Here is a 1,051-nt window from a genome sequence, read left to right on the forward strand (position 1 = left end):
GTCGGCCGGGAGGACGCGGTCCGGCTGCTCGGCGGGCTCCTCGAGCGGGTGGCCGACGGCGGCGGCGCGACCGTCGTGTGCGGCGAGGCGGGAATCGGCAAATCGGCGCTGCTGGCGGAGGCGACCCGGCTGGCGGCTGCCGCGAAGATGCGGGTGTTGACGACGACCGGCGTGCAGAGTGAGGCGCAGATCGCCTTTGCCGGCATCTATCAACTCCTGCGGCCCATCCTCGACCAGGCCGACCGGTTGCCGCCGCCGCAGCGGGACGCCGTGCTGGCGGCGTTCGGCCGCAGCAATGCAGCGCAGCCGGAGTTGTTCCTGATCGCCCTCGCGACGTTGAGCCTGCTCGGTGAGGCCGCCGCCCAGGCACCGGTCGTGCTCGTGATCGAGGATGCCCAGTGGCTCGACCAGGCGAGCGCGGACGTCCTCCTGTTCGTCGCCCGCCGCCTGGAGTTCGAGCCGGTCGTGCTCCTGGCGGCGCTGCGGGACGGCTTCGACGGCCCTTTCTCCGGCAGCGGCCTGCCCGAGCTTGCCCTGCCGCGGCTGGATCGCCCCTCGGCCGAGCTGCTGGTCGACACGCGGACCCCCGGTCTGCGGCCGGAGGTGCGGGAACGGGTGCTGAGCGAGGCGGCCGGCAATCCGCTCGCGCTGGTCGAACTGCCCACCGTCCTCGACGCCGGCCACCCCTTGCCGCCCGCGGCCGTGCTGCCGTTGAGCGCGCGGCTCGAGGATGCCTTCGCGGCCCGGACGACCGGCCTGCCCGCCGCGACGCAGGCCGTGCTGCTGGCGGCCGCGGTCAACGACGGCGACACCCTGTCCGAGACGCTGGCCGCGGCAACCATCGTCGCGGGGTCACCGTGCACAGTTGACGACGTGGAGCCGGCCGTCGCGGCGCGGCTCGTCGAGGTCGACGCCGAACACCTCCGGTTCCTGCACCCGCTGATGCGCTCCGCGATCCACCAGCGCGCCGGCCTCGGCCGGCGGCACCGCACCCACGCCGCCCTGGCCCGCGTGGTGACCCATGACGACCGCCGCACCTGGCATCGAGCCG

1 protein-coding gene is annotated in these 1,051 nt (G+C 74.7%); it reads left to right on the forward strand.

Features of this window, described 5'->3' with window-relative positions; all coding sequences use genetic code 11:
• Nucleotides 1-1,051, forward strand: a 1,051-nt coding sequence (locus AB0M20_RS45490) for an AAA family ATPase (protein ID WP_364307901.1), incomplete at both ends; no start/stop codon positions are given.

It is taken from the genome of Actinoplanes sp. NPDC051633 (assembly GCF_040681735.1).
In the GTDB taxonomy this organism is placed as follows: domain Bacteria; phylum Actinomycetota; class Actinomycetes; order Mycobacteriales; family Micromonosporaceae; genus Actinoplanes.